The following is a 19,359-nucleotide window of genomic DNA, read 5'->3' as shown; positions in this document are numbered from 1 at the left end:
TTATGCAGGGTATTCATGGGGGGAAATTGCCCATGAATACCGAGCGTCCCGCGTTTATCTGGACCATAGCTGGTTCAGACAGTGGCGGCGGTGCCGGTATTCAGGCGGACTTAGCGACAATTCAAGATTTGGGCTGTCACGGTTGCAGTGTGGTCACCACAGTGACGGCGCAAAGTTCTGTGGCGGTCACTTTAGTCGAGCCCGTATCAGCGGCGATGTTAATGGCTCAGCTGACGACTCTACTTTCCGACTTGCCACCCAAAGCAATTAAAATCGGCTTACTGGCAGATCAAACTCAAGTGGCATTGCTGGCAGATTGGATCGCGAGTTTTAAAATCCACTATCCATCTGTGCCTGTGATTGTCGATCCTGTGATGGTCGCCAGTTGTGGCGATGCATTAGCAGTAGATAACTGTCAGGATATAAAAAGTGCGGCCAAATCAGCCTTAGATTTTAAGCCTTTCAAAGGTTTAATCGAACTTATCACGCCCAATGTGCTTGAACTTGGGCGGTTGACTCACAGTGATGTTTCAACGAAAGCGCAATTCGCTGCCGCGGCACTGGCTTTATCCCAGAGCCTTGATTGCAGTGTGCTCGCTAAAGGTGGCGATGTGAGCTTTGGTTGTACTGACATTCTTGATGATACTCATGCTCAAACTCACGCTAACGCTCTTGATACCGCTTACAAGAGTAATGGCTGGGACCTTGAGCTTGCCGAGGATTATCTGGTTTGTCGTCAAGTGCGCGCGAGCTCTAAACTGCATCAAAATGGGCGTTTCTGGTTAGCCAGCCAGCGGGTTAATACCCGTCATAACCATGGTAGCGGCTGCACTTTGTCATCGGCCATTACCGCCGTGTTAGCGCAAGGTTTTGTATTGCAAGATGCGGTGGTGGTTGCCAAAGCCTACGTGAGTCAAGGCTTAAGCGCGGCGATTGGTTTAGGGCAAGGTCCAGGGCCGTTGGCCCGTACGGGTTGGCCTAATAACTTGTCCCGCTATGCCAAGATAAATCTGTGTGATGGCAATTTTATTCGTCATCACCTCAATCGACATCTTGATGTTAGAAGTGATTTAGTTGCAACAGTTTTATCCGCAACAGATCAGGCAACCGCTCAGGTAAGAATAGCCTCGACGCCACCTCAAAATATTTTATCCCACGGTTTTAAAGTGCTCGATGCCGAGCTTGGTGTTTATCCCGTGGTGAGTGACTTAACCATGCTGGAAAGTTTATTAGCGGCAGGCGTTAAAACTGTGCAGTTACGGATAAAAACCGACATCAGCGAGTTAACTACTGCAGCGCCAGCTGAATCTGATTTAGGCAAGTCTGCGCTAAGTAGATGTGAGTCAGGCAAATCTAAGTCAGGCGAACCTGAGTTAATTGGCTCCGAATTAGAAGCTCAAATTCAAACGGCCATTGCCTTAGGCAAGCATTTTAATGCACAGCTTTTTATCAATGATCACTGGCAGTTAGCGATAAAATACCGTGCCTTTGGGGTACATTTAGGCCAAGAAGATCTCGCCGTTACTGACTTAGCGGCCATTCAAGCAGCGGGACTCGCGCTAGGCATATCGAGCCACAGTTATTTCGAGCTGTTATTGGCGCACCAATACTCGCCATCCTACATAGCGCTTGGACATATATTCCCAACTACGACGAAGCAAATGCCTTCGGCGCCCCAAGGGCTCGCAAAACTTACACATTATGTGGCGTTACTCCAAGACCATTATCCCTTGGTCGCCATTGGCGGTATTGATTTAGATAATCTGGCAAAGGTGAAAGCCTCGGGGGTGGGCAATATTGCTGTGGTGCGCGCAATAACGAAAGCTAAGGATTCAGTCGCAGCGTTTGCAGAGCTGAGCCAAGCTTGGGAGCAATGTAGCTTGTCTGAAGAACTGGCTGTAAAGCATGGGTTGGGTGCAAAGCATGAGTAAAAACCCACCGCTTGCTCACGCAGAGGTTCTTTGCGGTCATATACACAGCAACAATGAACACTGCGGCCATACACTCAGTGATGCCGATTTTATGCGTTATTCTCGGCAAGTCTTATTGCCTGAAGTCGGTGAGGCCGGGCAATTGCAACTGGCCGACGCCGGTGTCGCTATTATCGGTCTTGGCGGTTTAGGGCAATTGGCGGCGCAGTATCTGGCCTGTGCCGGTATAGGTAGTTTGACCTTAATCGATAGGGATAAGGTTGAAGTATCAAATCTGCCAAGACAATTGCTATTCAACGATGCCGATATTGGGCTCAATAAGGCGCGAGTTGCCAAGAAAAAGCTCAATGGCATAGCACCGCATTGCACTGTTGCTGCCCTTGAAACAGCATTTAATGCTGCGACATCGGCTCATCATTTGGCGGATATTTTACATATAAAACAACAAGGTAAAAGAGTACTTGTACTTGACTGCACCGATAACTTTGCGACTCGCCAAGCCATTAATCGCAGCTGTATCGAAGCGGCTTTACCTTTAGTCAGCGCGTCAATCGCAGCATTTAGCGGCCAATTGTTCGCGGTCGACCAAATGCAGTTCCCCTCTGGTGGTTGTTATCACTGTATTTTCCCCGCGCAGACGAGAGTGTCGCAGAGCTGCAGTACCCAAGGCGTACTCGGGCCGAGCGTAGGCGTAATGGCGTCAATGCAATCTTTGGTGGCCATGCAACTCTTGTTGAATGTGGATAGATGTGATGAACCTAAAAATGCCTTGTTGGGGCGTTTTTGGCGCTTCGACGCTAAATCACTTTCATGGACAGCGGCGATATTAACGCGGGATCCCCATTGTGACGTATGTGGTCCAAAAGAGGTTCATTCATCATCCGATAAGCCCAGAAAACTATAAAGTATGGAGGTTTGATATGATTTTAATTCACATAAATAATGTCCCGCAGCCATTAACGGAACCGACTTCACTCGCGGCTGTGATCCTCACGCAAGATATAGCACTCGATTCGGTCGCTATCGTGTTGAATGCAGAGGTGGTTCCGCGTAATCGCTGGCAATCTATTCTCTGCCAACATGAAGATAAATTGGAACTTTTTTCAGCTGTAGCGGGAGGCTAGTATGTTAACTATTGCCGATGTGGAGTTTGAATCACGGTTATTTACCGGAACGGGAAAATTCAGCAATAGCCAAGTGATGCTTGAGGCGATAACGGCTTCAAAATCGCAGTTAGTGACAGTTGCGATGAAAAGAATTGATTTTAAAATGGGGCTTGATGATTTACTCACGCCGTTACGCCAAGCGGGTGTACGGCTATTGCCTAACACTTCGGGGGCGAGGAACGCCAAGGAAGCGGTGTTTGCGGCTGAGCTTGCCCGTGAAATGCTGGGAACTCATTGGATTAAGCTCGAAATCCACCCGGATCCTAAGTACCTAATGCCCGATGCGATAGAAACCTTAGAGGCGGCTAGAATCCTCTGTGAGAAAGGCTTTATCGTGTTGCCCTACGTGCATGCCGATCCTGTGCTCTGTCGCCGCTTGGAAGAGGTTGGCTGCGCTGCGGTGATGCCACTGGCGAGTCCGATTGGCAGTAATCAGGGTTTAGTCACTGAAAGCTTTTTAAAAATCATCATAGAGCAGGCGCGGGTGCCAGTGGTGATCGATGCCGGTATTGGCGCGCCTTCACAGGCTGCGCGGGCAATGGAGCTGGGCGCCGATGCGGTGCTCGTCAACACCGCCATCGCCAGCAGCGCGTCGCCGATAGTGATGGCCGAGTGCTTTAAAGAGGCGGTGCAATGCGGTAGACGGGCCTTTGAAGCTGGGCTTGGCCGAGTACAAACGGGCGCGGTACATACCAGTCCTCTGACGGGATTTTTAAACCAATGAGTTTTGTAGCGGAATTTGCCAAGATCCCACGGGATAAACTGTTACTCGATTTGTATTCTTGCACTGCCCAAGATGTTGAGCGGGCGCTGGTGAGTCCAGCAGGGGATTTACGTAGCTTACTGGCCTTGTTATCACCTGCGGCTGAACCTTATATAGAAACCATGGCACAACGTTCAGCGGCGCTTACGCGGCAGCGATTTGGCGCGAATCTGGGTATGTATTTACCGCTATACGTCTCGAATCTGTGCGCTAATGATTGTGATTACTGTGGCTTTAGCATGAGTAACAAACTCAAACGCAAGACCTTGAATGAGCTGGAGTTGATGGCCGAAATGGCCATTATCAAAGATAGGGGCTTCGATTCTGTTTTACTGGTGTCGGGTGAGCATGAAACTCAGGTCGGCATCGATTATTTCAAGCAAATGTTGCCGCTGGTAAAGCAGCAATTTAGCCATTTGGCGATGGAGGTCCAGCCCATGAGTGAGGACCATTATCGCCAGTTAGTCGCGCTAGGTTTAGATGCTGTGATGATTTATCAGGAGACCTATCAGCCCGAGACTTATGCTCGTCACCATTCTCGAGGTAAAAAAATGGATTTTGCCTATCGTTTAGCAACACCGGACAGAGTTGCGGCGGCGGGCGTTGATAAAATTGGTCTTGGGGTATTACTGGGGCTGGATGATTGGCGTTTAGATGCGTTAATGATGGGATATCATCTCGACTATTTAGAGCGACGCTATTGGCGCACCCGCTTTAGTATTTCGCTACCAAGGTTACGACCTTGTACTGGCGGGATCACCCCAAAAGTCATGCTATCGGATCTAGGTTTAGTGCAAATGATTTGTGCATTTAGAGTCTTTAATCAACAGCTTGATATTAGCATGTCGACAAGGGAAAGCCCTGAGCTGAGGGATAATCTTTTGCCACTTGGGATCACTCAAATCAGTGCGGGCAGTTCGACGCAACCGGGCGGCTATCAAGCGCCTGACAGTCAACTCGATCAATTTGAGATAAGCGATGATCGCAGTGTCGAGCAAGTTATCGAACAGATGCAACGGCAGGGTTTTAATCCCGTATTTAAGGATTGGGAAGCTAATTGGATCACAGGATAAATCTGGCCGTAAATAAATGCTGAGAATGCGGATAAAATCTGTACTTTTGCACGTTACTGGTCAATAATTGACCCATTAATCACAGCGTGCAGGAATACCGTTATGCAAATCCAATCTGCTTATTCATCCGGTCTGCAAGGCTTGCAAAGTGCTCAATCTGGGCTCACTCAAGCAACGATAGATGTGGCTAAACCTACACAGACGCAAAGTGCAACTCCGGCTGAGCCTGCCAGAGATGTTGCCCAGCCCGATAAAACGTCGGCATTACTGGCAGCAAATGAGTCATTAAGACAAGGTGAAGCCTCAACAGAAGTGATTGAAACTGATTCAGAAACGATAGGTTCGATCATTAATATTAAGGTGTAAAAAATCATGTCGGTTGTGGCGCTATCACCTAAGGTTGGAGCGCCATCCTCTTCATTTTCGGCACATGATAAGACGCTAAGCTCGAATCTAAGCCAGAGCCTAATCCAGAGTCAAGCTAATAGCACTTATCAAGGAGCCAGCGCTCACACTGCAGGCTCCGCAAAATTTGAAGCGAGTGGTGCCTATGAACCACATTTTACTGGAACCTCAACAGCTCCGGTTCAAGCCGCTATATCATCAGCGCCTTTATTCAACGGGACAAATACGGCGACATCCATAAGTTCAAATGTCGCTGGTATTTATGCTGTAAAAGCGCCGTTTTCAGTCGCTGCTACGCCTGTACTACCAGCGGTTAACGGCGCAAGCCAAGCACTAAAGGCCAATCCTTTTGCTGAATCAAGGCCGCAGGTTACTCTTCCTCAGGTCAATCTTCCTCAAGTCAATGGGTTAAAAGATCGGGCGAGTTTACATGCCGATGCCAGTTTTAGCTTATTAACGGGACCTAGATCCATTTCTGGTGTGCGTGGGGGACAAATTGCCGCACCTGTGTCGACTTCGGCATTTTCAACAATCACGAGTACTATAGGAACTAGCCTTGGCGCAAACGCCTTATCTACAACAAGTCCGAGTCTTAGTGTCACGAGCAGTATTCCCGCTGATATTTTTACGCCTCCGAGTTCATCAATTGGCACGAGTAGCACAGAGCTTCCCGCTTTTAATCCATCGAGTACGGGCAGTGTTTCTCCCATAACGCCTGATTTAGCCGCAGTGTTTGGGCCACAAACTGTTTTTACTGGCGCAGCGGTAGTTGACTCCTCCACCTCTAACCCAGCAGGTAATAGCTCTGTAAATAACAGTTCTGGAAATTCTGGAAATTCTGGAAATATAAGTAGTAGTAATAGTTCAGCTGCGAGTGCAGGGACTGTTGAGCAGTCAAACTCTGCACAAACAGCAGATCAATCCGCTCGCAATGAAGTTGCTCAACCGACAGTGTTGGAACAATTTACCCAGGTTTTCGGTGACGCTAAGGCTCAAGTCAGTCAGGTAGAAGATCCTGCTATAGCGTCTAACCCCGATGATCGTCAGCAAGCCTTAGCTGATGTCTTTGCTAAAAACGATAATCAGCTTGAAAAGCAAGCACAGGAAGAGGCGTCGCAGAAACAGCAAGCTGTGGCAGCGGAACAAGCAAAGCAACAACAATCACAAGCGCAATCACAGGCACAGCAGGCTCAGGAGCAAGCAAAGCAAGCCCAAGAAAAAGCGCAGGCGCAACAGCAACAACAAGTTGATTCACTTAAGGCCAGAGATTCTGAGGTTAAAGCCCATGAACATGCTCATGCTACCGTAGGCGGGCAATATGCTCAGAGTCCGAGTTTTAAGTATGAGAAGGGCGCCGATGGCCAACGTTATGCTACCGATGGTGAAGTGCAGATCGATGTTTCTGCTGTCGGAGGCGATCCACTCGCAACAATAAACAAAATGAAGCAAGTGTACGCGGCGGCAATGGCTCCGGTTGATCCTTCATCTGCGGATATTCGCGTTGCCGCTGAAGCTTTGCAAAAAATGAATGAAGCAAAGGTGAAGCTTGCTGAAGAGCGGCAACAACAGATTGTAAACTTGCAAACAACCCAAACCTTAGTGGGCGCCGATGCGCAGATTAAAGCGCTACCGCCGTTGCAAGAACACACACCCGTAGTAACGGGGAAAGTTGACGAGTCAGGGAATATCTCTCAGCCCCAAAATGCCGTCTCAACACCAGTATCAGATGCAGTCGATAAGCTCATTCAAAGGGTTGAAGCGCAGACGGCCAAAACAGCTGCGACGACTGACACAAGTTCTGGTATTAGTTCGGAAACTCCGTCTAATACATCGAGTACCAGCGGCTCAGTCAATACGCCAACGACAGTGGAAACCATTGAGCCACCGACTGCAACCTTAGCATTTGGAGAAGCATCAACTGCTGCTGATTTAGCGACCCGTTTTATTCCAAGACCCGATAGTACCGCAAGTCGTTATTATGCCGCTGTTGCACAAGCCAGTATTGGACCTTCAGTCCGTGCTGACGTAACGCAGCAAGTCAATATTCAGCCTTCTAATCTAGCCCCTGTAAACGAGCTGCCTAATAATGCGCAATCCGCTACTGTTCTGCCAACTCTGGCAGCAAAAGATACCAACGAGATAAACGAGTCGCCTTCAAGCATCAGTGCGAGTGAGAATCGCAGTGCGTCACTGCAGCGTGAGTCGAGTGTTGAAGATAATGAATCGCAAGGAGCAGGATTTATTCAGCCGCAATACTTGGGTCAGCAACCAGCACGCTATGTTGACTTTAGTGTGTAAGATTAGGCTTTAACTATGCCCATTCTGCTGTTCATTCTCTTTTTTGATGCTACCTTTCTGCATTTATTCTTTCGCACTAAGCACTAAGCACTAAGCACTAAGCACTAAGCCAGCGTCAGCACTAGGCTCTTAGCGTCTTGCTCACTCGAATTGAGAACTCGTTTGGTTATCTTGCTATTAATTGTTATTCGTCGGTTCAATTCCATGCTGTTTTAAAATCAAAGAGGCAAGCAGTTTGGATGCTGGTCCTTGTTGATCCCTATTAGGGATCACTAGGCTTAACATGATGCGGCGTTTTTGACTGCCATCAAGATGTAAACGCACTAAATTGCCCGAAGCCAATTCCTCTTGGACTAAAAAAGACGGGATCCAACAGAAACCAATACCTTGGTTTAAAATGACTTTTGCCTCGTGGAAGTTAGACACGGTCCAGCGCTGCTCAGCTTTGAGCCAGCCGATGTCGATATTGGATTGCACGCCGGTATCTTTGATCACTAACTGTAAATACTGTGCCAGTAGCTTATCGTCTTCAATCGAACCTAAGTCAGCGAGTGGGTGACTTGGATGACAGACGAGGTAGAGTTCTTGTTCACATAAAGGTTCGGATAAATACCCTTTGGGCGGCACCCCTGCACAGATAGCAATATCGACTTTACTCTGCAGAATGAGCTCTTGGGTGCCGGTGATCACTGAGTCCAGCATGATGATTCGAGTGCCACGGCTGTGGGGCAGAAACGCATTGAGGGCACACACTAAGCTTTCCATCGGATAGATAATTTCACGGGCAATCGTGAGTGTCGGCTCCCACCCTTGCTCTAGATTACTCGCGAGCTGTTCTAACTCGTTGACGGCTTGGGTGACATGCCGTGAGCGGCGCAGTAGTACTTCGCCTTGCTGGGTAAGATAGGCTTTACGGCCTTTGACTTCGAGTAGTTCAATACCTAATTGATGCTGTAATTTGGCAACCGCATGGTTGAGTGACGATTGACTCTTGTTGAGTTTTTCGGCCGCTTGGGCATAGCCGCCAAAATCGACCACCGCTTGCAAAATACGCCATTGTTCTAAGGTAGATTTAGCTCGAGTCATTATAATCTCAAAAAAACGATAGATTGAGGCTTATAGTGGCCACTTCTTACGACTTTTTCAATTAAATATCATAGAGTCAGTCATTCTCACGACATACTGCTAGCTATGTCGCGCTAAGTTATTGAGGTGTTCGAGAGGCGAATCATGACGATTTGCTGTGTCTGTGCCCGAGCGAGTCACAAACACAGCTTATGCATTCACTCTTAAAACGCACAAGAACCTGTGGCGTCGAAAGTTTGATTGTTAGAATTACCAGTATGCTCCGAAGCGGCGCTATTGGAGATCCTTTGGATCAGCGAAGCGCTATCAACGGGCGCACCAATGATGGCATTCAATTGTTCACTTACGTTTAAAGCGTCTTCATTGACGACTAACAAATTGAATAATTGAAGTTTGTCTTGGCAGCCTAATGTTGCTTGATCAATCAGCTGGGCTAACGATGCTTGCCAGAGCGATTGGTAGTAAAGTGGACCTTCGTTGGCGATAGCATTGAAACTATAGGGATAATCCTTGGTTTGCGGCCAATTTTGGCCGAAGCTAGCACTAAACTCTGCACCGAGATCCGGATAGATTTGTGAATTTACATCTTGATAAAAGTTGACTGCAACCTTAGCGCGAAAGACTCTGAGCTGTTTCGAATAAGCTTTAGCCAGTGTTTCACGCTCTTGTAAATAGCTTTGCTCAAATTGCGGAAAGAGTTGATGGCGCAGCACTTCAGCTAACCAGAGACTCGCCACAAAATGGCTATCCTGACTTTGTCCCATGGCATTGTTGAGGTAGAAATGGCTCGCTTTAGCAAGGGAAGTCACTGCTTCTGCGATGGATTCGGTTAACTGTTCAATGTCTTTGTAGTTACTCAGTTGCGGCTTAAGATCCAACGCCTGTTGTCCAAATTGCTGGCCGAGTACACTTTGGCGCAATGTCTGCTGTTGACTACTTTGCTGTGGATTATGGTTGTACGCCACATAGATTTCACCCAACAATCTTTGCTGGTGGTAGACCCTGACAATATGCGGCCGATTATGATCGGTTGGTGTTCTCTCGGCGTTGGCGGTTGCTATGGTCTCAAACTGCAAACCAAACACTTGCAGATAAGTAAAGCTGCGACTCAAGACGTCTGAGGTCTGCCATCTGGGGCCCTTGGCTGATGCTTGTTGTGACAGGGTACGTCCAATATCCCAGGGAGCCACTTGCAAATCTTGTGTTTGGCTATCAAGAAATGCTTTGACCAACTCAGGGGATGATAACTGCTGCGAACTAAGCGCTAATGCGCTGTAATCGGTAAAGCCTTCCGCAGTGGCGGCTTGTTGGCGCTGCTCTGCAATTCGCTGTAATGCCGTTTGATTGGTTTCACTCGCTCTGGCTTGGTAGGCCTGCCATACATTTTGGCGACATACGGCGTTTTCCTGTGTCAGTAAGTAGCTGACGATAGTGCCCGAAAAATCGCTTTGCTTTGCACTGCTGCGCTTCTGCCTGTCACTTTTATCATCTTCTTTATGCAGAAGATGTTGCTGCTGCTGAGTCGCTTCGGGTTGGCATTGGCTGTCATTGAAGGCAAGACTAAATTGTTGGCTGCCTAACCCTTGGCCTATGCTGGCCTGCGCCGTATGTAATTTCGCTTTTTCCTCGGCGCTCCAATGCTGTTGTAGCAAGTGTTTAAGTTGTCGGCTCAACAGTATTTGTTCAGTATTACCTTGGGCTAAGGCGTAAGCCAGTTGGCTAAATTCCGCTTGGTTGAGAAGTTGCGACAGGGTATCGGCTAGGTGTAACTGGCATTGCAGTAAGCCTTCGCGTTCTTCACTCGGTAAGTTAAACCCACGGTAATAGTTGAGCCTGTCGTTGATATTATTAAGCCCAATCGTCTGTTTCTCAAAAATAAGCGCGCGCTGGGCCAAGGTTAATTGCGCCGTCGTTAAGCGCGCGTTGGCGAAGGCTGACGCGAGCTCAATGTTTGGCAAACGCAGACATTGCTCAACCAAGAGGGGAACAGGACTTGGCGCCGCATAGGCGGCATTCGTAGCATAAAGGCTTAAGCCAAGCAGGCTAACCAGAAAAGTGGGTTTTAACATAGGCAACACGTTCTGCAACTGTCATGGAATGAGATGACATGGCTTCAACATGCTTAAGACGAGGCAAAATACCTTTTCCATTTGCAATCTGAATCGCCAGTCCCGGGCGCGCATTGAGTTCAAGTAGTAAAGGGCCTTTGCTTTGGTCTAACACCATGTCAGTGCCGAGATAACCCATTTCACACATTTCATAGGCGCTGGAAGCTTTATGGAGCAAGCTTTCCCAATGGGGCACTATGATATCGGTGAGTTTTTTACCTGTATCGGGATGAAACTCAATTTGTCTATCAAATTGCACAGCATGTAACCCTTTTCCCGAGGCAATGTCAACGCCTACACCCACAGCGCCTTGGTGTAAGTTGGCTTTACCGTCGGAGGCCGCAGTCGATAAACGCAGCATGCCCATCACGGGAAATCCCTTAAAAACAATCAAGCGTATATCGGGTACCCCTTCATGGCTGTAGCCTTCAAACACAGGATCGAATTCGATTAGGCCTTCGATTATGGCAACATCGGGTTTACCGCCGAGCGAAAATAACCCACTGAGAATATTGGAGACATGGCGGTTAAGTTCAGAGAGGCTGATCTCGTGGCCACTGGGTTTAAAGTAGCGCCCATTATCGACCTTAGTGATCACTATAATGCCTTTGCCGCCCGAGCCTTTGGCGGGTTTGACGACAAATCCACTTCGGCTTGAGATGCGTTCAGGGATATGCGCTATCTCGTGTTGTTCGCGTACAACCGCAATCAGATCAGGAACCGCAATATTATTCGCCAAGGCCAGCTGTTTAGTGATCAACTTATCATCGACGCGTTTATAAAATTTACGCGGATTGTAACGGCCAATGTAATCGATATTACGTTGGTTCATATTAAGCACGCCATTTTTGCGTAGCTCCCACGGCCAAGCGAACCCCATGTTTATGCGCCCGCCAATGATTTAAAGCGTTTGAGCTCGAGCAGGCGATAACCTGTGTATTGCCCCATAAGTAATACTAAGGCCAAGATCACTAAGTGAATCCCGAGAAAGTTAAACACCCAATGCTGTACCCAGCTTGCGCTCATGGCGAGGTAGGCCAAGGTGGCAACCATCAAACTGCCGCCACCTTGGAGGATTACCTCCCTCGGACCTTCTTCCTCCCACAGAATCGACATGCGTTCTATGGTCCACGCCAGAATAATCATCGGGAAGAAAGTAATGGTTAAGCCTTCACTTAAACCAAACTTGTAGGAAAGCAGTGTGAATACGCCGATGATCCCAATCACCACGATGATCACCGCCGATATCCGTGAGATTAGCAGTAGATTTAAATGGGATAGGTAGGAACGGATGACGAGTCCGCAGGAAACGATAAGCAAAAAACCAATTAATCCGGTGAGTAAGCTGGTTTGAATAAAGGCCAGTGCGATTAATACTGGCATAAAAGTCCCTGAGGTTTTAATGCCAATCATCACCCGCAAAAAAACCACCATTAGTACCCCGATGGGGATCAGCAAGATCCCTTTAAAAAGGCTTTGCTCCTCAAGGGGTAATTGGTAGAGGGAGAAATCGAGCGCATTGTTGTTCATCATCATGTCGATGGACGTCGCAAGGGCGGAACGGGTGTTCTGCAGCATAGCGAAGTTCACCTGCGAGTTAACGCCGCCCATGACATCAAGCACTGAGTGGCCTGCACGTTCCCACAGCAGCAGGTTTTGGGGGCGATCTTGTTTGCCTTTGACTAAATCGAACAGTATCCATTGACCGTCGTGAAAGACTTCAACAAAGGGCGATAAGGGCTGTCGACGGCGTTGATCTTCTAAATACAAACCGCTGACCTTGTGCGCAGGAATGCCCTTAGTGTGTAGCATGTGTAAAAACAGTTGGGTCGGCGTTTGGCTTGCGAGCAATAGCTCGACATTCTGGCTGCGTTTAGGCTCGGTTATCGATGCCATCAATTGTTGGGCGAAGGAGAGGTTGCTGGCGCTGCGAGTCCAGACATCTGCAATCACTTGCTCTGCGGCGGCTTGTTCTGTCGCGGGCCATAAATAGACTTCGGGCGCTGTGGGAGTTTGAGTCGCTGGTATCTGCGTACTGCCTGTCGGCACCAGTGTCACTTTGTAATATAAATCCTGTGTGCCTAGGGCTTGGCGTATCGACCAAACCGCGCGGCGATCGTTGTCATTATGATTGATGGTTAAACCGTAACCCGGTGAACTGGCATTTTCGACCAGCACTTGGTACGCAGGATCTTGCGGTAAAGAGAAAGACACTTCTGCAGGCTCACCCGTACCTTGAAAACTGACTTTGGCTTCCACGGCCCAGCTTTGAACTTGCTTACCGGGCAAAAAGGGCACGTTATGCTCGACGCCGCGGTAAATGCTCGCGCCGATGCCGACAATAAAGAGCACTGCCACCAAGATATAGAAAGGGTTGCGTGAGTGCATTATGGATCCTTCTTGTTAGGACAACTTAGTGTTTGGTCAACTTAGTGTTTGGTCACTTAGTGCTACGTCTACTCAGTGTTATGTCAACGCGGGATTGTCTATTAAAAAACAGATGTGATTGTTACGAGTGTGATTGTCACTAGTGTGATAGTCACGACGCCTGCGTTGGCTGAGCTATTTTTTGCGTGTTAAGTTGTCGAAAAATAATAATTTTAAGCTGTCGTTGTGAACGGTGAGTTTGAGCGGCGCTTTCTGATAGAAAGCTGATACAAAATCCACGCCTGACGCTTAGCTTTGACATTCATCGCTCTTGGTTCACGCCTCTTGAGTTCGGCTATTTAGTTCAAAGCGTGCTTACTGCGCGAGGTCACTTGGTGTGTTACTTTGCCGTGGACATAACGTTGACTGACATCGACTACGGCAATGTCTTTCATAAACTTGCGTCCAAGTAGTAATGGATAATCGAGGTGGCTGCGGTCGGTGAGGTTGAGATCGGTTTCTGCAGCATATTGACCAATTTTAAGATGCGCGTGGATCACTGGGCGGCGATCTTCTTTCTCGCTCGCATCTTGTTTAATGCGGACAAAGCGCACGACTTTGGCCTCAAACTGTTGTGGCGGAGTGTTTGCCCCCTGAGTGAATACCTCAAACCGTACCCATTGATTACCATCGCGCTCAAACAGGGTGATATTGCGCGCATCGAGAGAGGAAGACTCGGCGCCCGTATCGATTCGGGTGGCAAAATGGGTGTTGAGTTCATCCACAAACACGCTTTCGACTTCACCTAAGATAAACTTGTCACCTAAGGGCGTGCGGGCGCATTGTTTGGGCACGGCAACGGTTTTAGCTTTGGGTGTTTCTAGACTCGCGACTTGCTGTTGTAGTAGCTGCACTTGCTCGTGCAGTTGCACGAGTGGCGCCGTATCTTGGGGTTGGCATCTCTGATTGATGACCTCAATCAGCGAGTCTTGTTGCTGGGCTAAACGGGTATTGAATGTGGCAGCATCTACGGGAACTGTGGCATGGGTGGTCGGTTCTGTCATTGCACATCCCCCAAGTGTGGTGGCAATGACAATAGCGAGCAGCTGCTTAAGCATAGTGCTTCCTGTTAGCGGTAAATCTTATATTAGATCAACTGATTAAATCCTGATTAGGCTGGTTCTTCACCGCGATAATCGTGGCGCGTTTGGGCGCAGGATAACCTTCAACCGTTTTGGTGATGTCGTTAGGATCCAAGTATTCAACCAGTGACTCGTTAGGCATCCAGTCGGTACGGCGTTGCTCAGCAAGGGCTGTGACATCGGTATCGACACAACGTATGTCGGTGAAATCACACTTCTTTAACCAGAGCATCAGCGCGGCAACGGACGGAATGAACCATACATTATTCATTTTGCCATATCTATCTTGAGGCACGAGTACGGCGTTTTCGTCGCCATCTATCACTAATGTTTCTAACACTAGCTCACCACCAGTACGCAACTGATCACGCAGTTGTAACAAGTGATCGATAGGTGAACGCCTGTGATACAAAACACCCATGGAGAAAACGGTGTCGAATGCATCGAGCGGTGGCAACTCTTCAATGCCAAGAGGCAACAGGTGCACAGGATGATGTGTGCCCGCTAAACGTTTTACGGCTTCAAACTGACATAAAAACAATGGCGAAGGGTCGATACCGACGACGCGCTTAGCACCTGAGCCCAACATGCGCCACATATGATAACCACTGCCGCAACCGACATCGAGCACAGTGCGGTTTTTCAGCGGTGAAATATGTTGCTTCACGCGATCCCATTTCCAGTCACTGCGCCATTCGGTATCGATATGGATGCCATGAATGTGGAATGGGCCTTTACGCCATGGCATAAACAGGCGCAGTAGGTTCTCTAGCTTCTCTTTTTCGCCAGAGCTAAGTTGCTCGCCGCTACCGACGGTCACGCTATCGACAAAATCCACTTGGTCGGGTGCAGGATAGTGCAGCTTGTTGAGCACTTTTTCCCACTTTGGCAAGTTGCCGTGTTTATGATCCCGTTGCCACTTGCCTAAAATGCTCGGCAGGGTTTCGAGCCAGTGTTGTAGATTTGAATCGGCGATTTGTTGGTAAAACGAGCTAAAGCTGATCACTTGATGGCCACCATAGAAGCAAAGTTAAAACATTGGAACCAGAGACTAAAGTGACTGAAGCCTTGGCTGGTTAGGCGTTGTTGATGCGTGGTTAAGGTGTCAGGCTTCATGACATTTTCCAGCGCACTGCGTTTTTGGCTGATCTCGAGTTCGCTGTAACCATTAGCGCGTTTAAAGTCTAAATGTTGCTCTTCCAATAGGGTTTGGATCGGGGCATCTTCAAAGCGAATTTTTTCAGATAGCACTAAAATCCCACCGGGGTTTAGGCCTTGATAAATCTTGGCTATCAGGGTTTCTCTGTCTTCTGGTGGTAAAAATTGCAAGGTAAAATTGAGTACCACCAGTGAGGCATTTTGAATATCGATATCGCGAATATCTCCGCAAACCAGATCGACGTCCGTATCGCTGACATAGGCATTCAGGTTCTCTTGGCAGCGTGCAACCATAGATTCACTGTTATCAACGGCGATAATACGGCATTGACGGCCTTGGATTTGGCGACGAATACTTAAAGTTGCGGCGCCGAGTGAGCAACCCAAATCGTAAATTTGAGTATTTGGCATGACGAAACGATCTGCAAAATCGCCTATGGTATTGATAATTTGCGTATATCCGGGCACGGAGCGGCGGATCATGTCACTGAACACGCCTGCTACACGGTTATCAAACTGGAAATCGCTAATATGCTCGCTCGCTTGAGCGTAGATAGTGTCTTGAGAAACGTTCATCTGAGATTTTTCATGGGAATTCAACCCGGCATTTTAACGAATCCGATCGATTAGCAGCAAGTCTCATACTGGTAATTTGCGATAAATTTTTGTCTAATACGCCATAGATAACAAAATCGTTACATGTACATCAAGTACTAAGGGCTCAACTTGAAGTTTGTGATCCACTTAATCGTGATCTTGTGCAGCTGTTTTTTGAGCATAACAGGGCAGGCAAGTCCATTGCCCGACGAGCCATTAATCGTGGTGATGGGTGAAGATAGCTTTCCCTATCAATATGTCGACAACGATGGTGAGCCGACCGGACTACTGGTCGATTTATGGAAAGAGTGGGCGAAACAAAGCCATACCCAAGTGGTTTTTGTGGCGCGCCACTGGCACGAATCCCTTGATCAACTGCGGCAAGGTAAGGCGCAAGTGCATATCGGCATGGGGAAAACCCCAGAGCGTGAGCAAGAGTTCGACTTTGCTGAGCCCATCGCCGATGTCGGCACTTTTTTATATCTGCATAAATCCCTGCAGGGTAAAAAGTCCATTAAAGAACTCATTCCCTTTCAAATTGGTGTGGTGGCGGCTTCATCCCACGAAGCAGAATTGCACCGTATCGAACCTCAGCTCGTGTTTAAACGCTACGAAAGTCGTGAGAAATTACTCGCTGGGGTTGCCGCTGGTGAGATTATGGTGTTTGCGGGCTTAGAAGGTTATTTGAAAGATCCCGCTTCATCCCAAGAGATTGCCGCGAATTATCCCAATACGGCGCGAATCCAGATAAAGGCGATGCAGTTCGTTCCTGCGGTCAAAAAGGGCAATCTTGATTTAGTTGACAGGATTAATAAAGGTTTCACCGCGCTCGATCCACACTTTATCCAGCAAACGGAGCGACGATGGCTTGGCTATCAACGTCAACAAGCTGGGATTGTTATTTCCATGCAACTGGGCGTCGAGCCTTTTGTGGACTTAGGGGTCGATGGTTTACCCCATGGCTTGTATGTGGACATGTGGCAATTGTGGTCCGAGAAAACGGGTATCGCCGTTGATTTTATTTCTGGCGATATGAACTCCAGTGTGGATGATGTTCGTCGTGGTCTTGCCGATGCGCACATTGGTTATCCAGAGAGTGATGATGTCAAAACGGGGCTTAATCGGGCTTGGCACTTATATACGGTTAAGAGCCGCTTGTTTCTCTTTCAGCAGCAGTTGACCGATTTAGACAGCTTAAAAGGTAAACGTATTGGGGTGGTGCCGACGGCGCCTTATCTGGTGGAGTTACGTAAAGCCTTACCCCAAATGGCACTGCGCTATTACGACAATATGGATGCCATGGTCGCGGGCGCAAGATCGGGCGAGATTGTTGGCTTTGTGGCTTCGGGTGCATGGACATCCCATTATTTACTGCTCAATAAAGGCTGGTCTGACTTTAGCCAGTATCCCAATCTCGAATTTAGCACCAACATTTATGTGCTGACTCGCAGTGATGATCCTGGTCTGACGCAGCGGATCGCCAATGGCTTTAACAATATTAGCAATCAAGAGTTTGCCGATATTGAAAATAAATGGATGCTCAATCCCAAAGATCATGTTTTTACCCAAGCTGAGCGCCATGTCAGCCTAAGCCCAGCAGAACAGGACTATGTGGAAAGTGTAGGCGAGCTTAAAGTGGGCTATTTAAAGCAGTGGCCGCCGATGGAGTTTATGGATGAGCAGGGCGAGTTTGCGGGGATCAATAGCGATATCGTCAAATTACTCAAGGAACAGCTCAAACTTAAGCTGACGCCCGTTGCCTTTGATGATTGGCATTCGTTAATCGACGCACTGCAAAAGGGCGAGGTAAGTTTAGCCGGCAGTGTCGCCCAAACGGCGGAGCGCCAGCAACGTTTAGCGTTTAGTGAGGCATATTGGCCATCGCCGTGGGCATTAGTGTCGCAATTGGAGCAAGTCTCGGTATTCAATATTGCGCAGCTCGCAGGACAAAGGGTAGCTGTGGTCGAGGGCTATCATTTGGTGGCCCAATTGATGAGTCTGGAACCTTCACTCAAGTTAGTGATAGTGCCAAATACGCAGGCGGGATTGGCGGCGGTGACTAATGGCAATGCGGATGTGTTTATCGATAAAGTGGTGACGTTGGCCTCCGAACTTAAAACCAGTCACTACCCGACGCTGAAAATGTCGCTGCTGAGTGATCTTGCCGATCAGCATAGCCATATTGGTGTTTATCCTCAGTTTGCGCCGCTGGTGCCACTGATTAACAAAGCCTTAGCCTTGATTGACGCTCAGCATCAGCAGCAAATTTATGCGCGTTGGGTGTCATTTTCTGTCGCGACAGAGAGCGCTAAATATCTGCAATGGATGCGTTATATCGTATTTGGCGTGATAATCTTGTGCTCAGTGATGGTAGCGGTGCTATTAGTGAATCGCCGCTTAAATCGTGAGATCACCCAGCGATTAGTCGCTGAAAAACGTTTGCTGCATGTGGCAAATCACGATGCTTTGACTCAGTTACCTAATCGCGTCTTGCTCGATGACAGATTAGCCCAAGCTTTGCTGTCCCATCAGCGCGAGCAAGCCCATTTTGCCTTGCTATTTATCGATCTGGATGGGTTTAAACAAATCAATGATCAACATGGTCATCCGATTGGCGATGAATTACTGGTACAAGTTGCCCAAAAGTTAACCAAGGTTATCCGTGGCTCAGATACCGTGGCGCGATTTGGCGGCGATGAGTTTATTATCCTGCTAAATCGTGTGCAAGATCTCGATGCTGCAACCCAAGTAGCTGATAATATTCTACAGGCACTGTCGAGCCCTTTGCTTATTCAAGGCGTCAGTGTCAGCATAGCGGTCAGTATGGGCGTGGTGATTTACCCCCGCGATGGTGATACCGCGATAGGCTTATTGAAAAAAGCCGATCAACTGATGTACCAAGCAAAAAGTTGCGGCGGGCGTTGTTATCGCTCAGCTTGATGTTTTTTTGAACGCTCATGCTCAGATAGTGCGTTCGCCTCTAGTCAAGGGCGTAAAACTGTTTGATACTTCACCGCCTAAGTGTGAAGTACTTTGGTAATCGGCATTATTTTACTATAATGCCGCTTTTATCTCGTTTTGATTATTTCCAAAGCACCGGTTTCCGGATAAAGGATAGAGTTAGATGCGCAGTCATTATTGTGGAGACGTCAATAAGTCTCACGTTGGACAAGAAGTTACCTTGGTAGGTTGGGTTAATCGTAGCCGTGATTTGGGTGGCGTTGTCTTTTTAGATTTAAGAGACAGAGAAGGTCTGATCCAAGTG

16 protein-coding genes are annotated in these 19,359 nt (G+C 48.1%); 9 read left to right on the top strand and 7 right to left on the bottom strand.

Annotated features, from left to right (window positions below):
- Positions 1-2 precede the first annotated feature (2 nt).
- The 7 genes from BM607_RS06260 (at position 3) to BM607_RS06230 (ending at position 7,636) form a co-directional block, all read left to right on the top strand.
- Positions 3-1,931, top strand: coding sequence for a bifunctional hydroxymethylpyrimidine kinase/phosphomethylpyrimidine kinase (locus BM607_RS06260; RefSeq protein ID WP_071939443.1), 1,929 nt, complete (start codon positions 3-5; stop codon positions 1,929-1,931).
- A complete protein-coding gene (locus BM607_RS06255) occupies positions 1,924-2,835 on the top strand; it encodes a HesA/MoeB/ThiF family protein (protein ID WP_071939508.1) in 912 nt (303 codons plus the stop codon). Before BM607_RS06260 ends, BM607_RS06255 begins: the two co-directional genes overlap by 8 nt.
- 16 nt (positions 2,836-2,851) lie before the next feature.
- Complete coding sequence (gene thiS / locus BM607_RS06250) at positions 2,852-3,055, top strand: sulfur carrier protein ThiS (RefSeq protein WP_071939444.1); 204 nt, start codon at positions 2,852-2,854, stop codon at positions 3,053-3,055.
- A 1-nt stretch (position 3,056) separates the two neighbouring features.
- Positions 3,057-3,821 (top strand): thiazole synthase, encoded by a 765-nt coding sequence (locus tag BM607_RS06245; RefSeq protein WP_012089303.1) that lies wholly within the window; start codon positions 3,057-3,059, stop codon positions 3,819-3,821.
- Positions 3,818-4,933 (top strand): 2-iminoacetate synthase ThiH, encoded by a 1,116-nt coding sequence (gene thiH, locus BM607_RS06240; RefSeq protein WP_071939445.1) that lies wholly within the window; start codon positions 3,818-3,820, stop codon positions 4,931-4,933. Before BM607_RS06245 ends, thiH begins: the two co-directional genes overlap by 4 nt.
- A gap of 102 nt (positions 4,934-5,035) precedes the next feature.
- The gene (locus tag BM607_RS06235) at positions 5,036-5,299 is read left to right on the top strand and encodes a hypothetical protein (protein ID WP_006081755.1); all 264 of its coding nucleotides are present in this window, start codon (positions 5,036-5,038) and stop codon (positions 5,297-5,299) included.
- A 6-nt stretch (positions 5,300-5,305) separates the two neighbouring features.
- On the top strand, positions 5,306-7,636 hold the full coding sequence (locus BM607_RS06230; RefSeq protein WP_071939446.1) for a putative metalloprotease CJM1_0395 family protein: 2,331 nt from the start codon (positions 5,306-5,308) through the stop codon (positions 7,634-7,636).
- A gap of 177 nt (positions 7,637-7,813) precedes the next feature.
- Here the strand turns inward: BM607_RS06230 and BM607_RS06225 are convergent, their stop codons facing one another.
- The 7 genes from BM607_RS06225 to cmoA form a co-directional block, all read right to left on the bottom strand.
- Complete coding sequence (locus BM607_RS06225; protein WP_006081753.1) at positions 7,814-8,722, bottom strand: LysR family transcriptional regulator; 909 nt, start codon at positions 8,720-8,722, stop codon at positions 7,814-7,816.
- A 203-nt stretch (positions 8,723-8,925) separates the two neighbouring features.
- Positions 8,926-10,791 carry a M3 family metallopeptidase gene (locus BM607_RS06220; protein WP_071939447.1) on the bottom strand — a complete coding sequence of 622 codons (1,866 nt, stop codon included), beginning with the start codon at positions 10,789-10,791 and terminating at the stop codon, positions 8,926-8,928.
- Complete coding sequence (locus tag BM607_RS06215) at positions 10,766-11,710, bottom strand: alpha-L-glutamate ligase-like protein (protein ID WP_071939448.1); 945 nt, start codon at positions 11,708-11,710, stop codon at positions 10,766-10,768. Before BM607_RS06215 ends, BM607_RS06220 begins: the two co-directional genes overlap by 26 nt.
- Before the next feature lie 2 nt (positions 11,711-11,712).
- Positions 11,713-13,218: an inactive transglutaminase family protein gene (locus tag BM607_RS06210; protein WP_071939449.1), complete on the bottom strand. Its 1,506-nt coding sequence runs from the start codon at positions 13,216-13,218 to the stop codon at positions 11,713-11,715.
- A 338-nt stretch (positions 13,219-13,556) separates the two neighbouring features.
- Positions 13,557-14,315: an ATP-dependent zinc protease gene (locus BM607_RS06205; RefSeq protein ID WP_071939450.1), complete on the bottom strand. Its 759-nt coding sequence runs from the start codon at positions 14,313-14,315 to the stop codon at positions 13,557-13,559.
- A gap of 34 nt (positions 14,316-14,349) precedes the next feature.
- Complete coding sequence (gene cmoB, locus BM607_RS06200) at positions 14,350-15,345, bottom strand: tRNA 5-methoxyuridine(34)/uridine 5-oxyacetic acid(34) synthase CmoB (protein WP_071939451.1); 996 nt, start codon at positions 15,343-15,345, stop codon at positions 14,350-14,352.
- Positions 15,342-16,073: a carboxy-S-adenosyl-L-methionine synthase CmoA gene (gene cmoA / locus BM607_RS06195; protein ID WP_006081747.1), complete on the bottom strand. Its 732-nt coding sequence runs from the start codon at positions 16,071-16,073 to the stop codon at positions 15,342-15,344. Before cmoA ends, cmoB begins: the two co-directional genes overlap by 4 nt.
- A 150-nt stretch (positions 16,074-16,223) precedes the next feature.
- Here cmoA and BM607_RS06190 point away from each other — a divergent pair, with 150 nt between their 5' ends.
- Together BM607_RS06190 and BM607_RS22100 are read left to right on the top strand one after the other, a co-directional pair.
- Positions 16,224-19,034, top strand: coding sequence for a transporter substrate-binding domain-containing protein (locus BM607_RS06190; protein WP_071939452.1), 2,811 nt, complete (start codon positions 16,224-16,226; stop codon positions 19,032-19,034).
- Positions 19,035-19,218: 184 nt separating this feature from the next.
- Positions 19,219-19,359: OB-fold nucleic acid binding domain-containing protein (locus BM607_RS22100; RefSeq protein ID WP_249269570.1), on the top strand; the 141-nt coding region annotated here is incomplete at its 3' end.

The sequence above is a fragment of the Shewanella sp. SACH genome (assembly GCF_001887095.2).
GTDB classification, from domain to species: Bacteria; Pseudomonadota; Gammaproteobacteria; order Enterobacterales; family Shewanellaceae; genus Shewanella; species Shewanella baltica.
The sequence above is the reverse complement of the archived record's forward strand: the minus strand, read 5'-3'. Positions and strand labels throughout refer to the sequence as shown.